The organism is Methanopyrus sp., from assembly GCF_053997775.1.
In genome coordinates this window covers 1-2,381 of record NZ_JBMXXF010000035.1, presented here as the reverse complement: position 1 = coordinate 2,381, position 2,381 = coordinate 1, and the positions used below count along the sequence as shown (strand labels likewise).

General features: G+C 67.5%; 2 protein-coding genes and 1 pseudogene. 1 reads left to right on the top strand and 2 read right to left on the bottom strand.

Annotated features, from left to right (window positions below; all coding sequences use genetic code 11):
* Window positions 1-527, bottom strand: a pseudogene (locus tag ACXJJV_RS05780) (hypothetical protein); the annotation flags it as partial.
* A gap of 447 nt (window positions 528-974) precedes the next feature.
* A complete protein-coding gene (locus ACXJJV_RS05775; protein ID WP_456467238.1) occupies window positions 975-1,109 on the bottom strand; it encodes a hypothetical protein in 135 nt (44 codons plus the stop codon).
* A gap of 855 nt (window positions 1,110-1,964) precedes the next feature.
* On the opposite strand from ACXJJV_RS05775, the gene ACXJJV_RS05770 reads away from it, so the two are divergent.
* Window positions 1,965-2,381: hypothetical protein (locus ACXJJV_RS05770; protein ID WP_456467237.1), on the top strand; the 417-nt coding region annotated here is incomplete at its 3' end.

Genomic DNA, 2,381 nt, shown 5'->3' with positions numbered 1-2,381 from the left:
TCGAACCTCCCTCGGTCGTAGTACCTCGGGTCGTTCGGGACGAGCACGTACTCGCCCTCGGCCAGCCGGAGTACCTTCAGCAGGGTCCTACCGTAGCGGTAGATCGCGACGCCCACGGTCCCGTCCGGCGACCCGACGAGGAAGTGGCCGATCCCGATCCTCCGGAGGAGGTCCAGGGCGCGCTCGAGGTCCCCCTCGGTCACTTCGCCCGCGAGTACGACGCGCTCACCCAGCTCCTCGAGCCCGCGGTTGACCGACTCGTCGTCCGCGCCACCTATCGTGATCACCCAGCCGTCCTCGGTGATCACCGTGTGGCAGAAGCGGCCGTTCCTGAGCTTGTACTCCCGCAGGGCCTCGCGGCCGGCCCACGTCGTCACCTCCAGGTGAAGGGTCGCCCGGTAGGTCGCGTCCCGCCGGTAGGCGACGGCGTAGCCCCCGTGGGTGCGGACGAGGACGGCGCTACAGTCACCGTGGACCGCCGGGTGCTGGAGCGCGATCAGGAGCAGCGTCAGGGTAGGATCGGGCACGGGCCCTCCCCGCGGGTTCGGGAACACGTAGGTCGCCGCAGGGTTGATCAACCCGACGGGCACGCCACGACGTTCTGCGGCCGTGACGGGGATCGACGGACGCCGGCCGCACCGATCCGTGAGGGGAACCAGGTCTCTCACGACGTCACGACATGGATCGCGTCGACCCCCGCCCGTAGGCTCCCAGGACACGCGGGGTAGTCGCCGAAATGGACTGTCCGTCAGTGAATGACCGCCGGCCCACGACCCCACACGGAGTGACACGGGATCACACCTCGAACCCACGCTCTTTCGGGTAGCTAAGCTCGCACGCGGTGAGGGGATGTCATCGATCCGAGGTACGACGAGTGCAGCCAGGAAAGGGAGTGGAGGCTGCCACCCGGAGTCGGTGGGGTCCCCGATCAGAATCCACGCCCCGAAGGATGGCGTCGGACCGTCACCGCCTCCTCACTGGTACCGGGAAGAGCGGTAGTACACAGACAGTCCCGACGTTCCGCCGCTCCTCTTCGGGGATAGGAACTCGACGTTCGGGTGCTCACCCATGACCCACCACTCCTCCCAGCCCGAGCCTTGCCGGTACATGCTGAGATCTGTCGATGAACCGCACCGGCGGATCTTCCTCCGACGGTTCGAACCTCATGTACAGGGGCTCGACCCCCCGGGCCCGCACGCGGGTCCCGTAGGGAGGTCCTTCCCGCTCCCTGGGAACCCAGCTCAGTTCCCCATCAGCGCCAGGTCCGTGATCTCCGAAGATTCACGGGGATCCTACCGTTCTTCAGGTCGAAGTCATGGTTGACCGTCACAATAAGGAGGGCGACTACCGCGCCAGTCTCGAGGCGCACGTGGAACACACGCCACTGAACCCGACCGCCGCCATCGCGGGTCGACGGCGGCTCACTCGCCCGTTCTCGCGGACGTCGCGCTCCGCGTCCCGCTCAAGCGGGTCGTCGTCCACGCGAGCCTGCTACGAGAGGACTGACGTGCGGGTTCGCGTGGTCTTCGGGACCTCCAGGGGCCACTTCGAGCTCGGGCGCGTGAACTACCTCTGCCTCACCCTCCCACCCGAGCCCTTCCGCGTGCGGATCGAGGTTTACGACGGTGAGAGGCCGGTAGCGCGCTCCGAGTACGAGATCAGGTCCGAGCGGGCCGTCGTGAACCCGTTCGGGCCGAGATACGTCGAGTTCGAGATCGTGCCGAGAACATCCCCCAACCCCCGGACGCTCGAGTCTGGGGCTGGCGCATCCTGCACCCGAGCGTCGAGGCGCCCTAGACTCACCTGGAATCCACCTTCCTCCCGGAAACACCGACCCGGGACGGCCGCCTTCATCCTCCGCCTGGACATCGCGGGAGACGTCCCCCCTCCTATCCCGTCCCGACGACCTGACCTCCCTCCTGACCGCCCTCTCCACCTCCCGCCTCGCCCGCGAACTCAACACCATGCTAGGCCTACCCGACGACGTCCTCTACCGACCCCTCACCGTACCCAGGCTCCCACCCGAGTACGCGCTCCTCGGACTCACCGCCTGCCTCGCCACGCTCGCCAGCCGCTACTACCTCGGCCTTCTCACCTACGCGTTCACCGGCGCGTACGTCCAGGAGGGCGTGTTCGGGGCGCTCCCGCTAGAACTCTGGGAACTCCGACTCATCGAGGCCGGCACGGGCCTACCCCTGCCACTGGTCGGAACCCTCGCCCGGTTCGTCCAGTGGGTGTTGGACGATGCGTACTTGCTGGACGAGTGTCCCTGGTGGGACGTTCCCAGGCGCGTCCTGCTGAATCCCCTGAGGTACGTCGGGCACTGCGTGCGAGAAATGATTGAGGTGGGTCCGGTCGAGGCCGCCTGGTGGCTCGCCTGG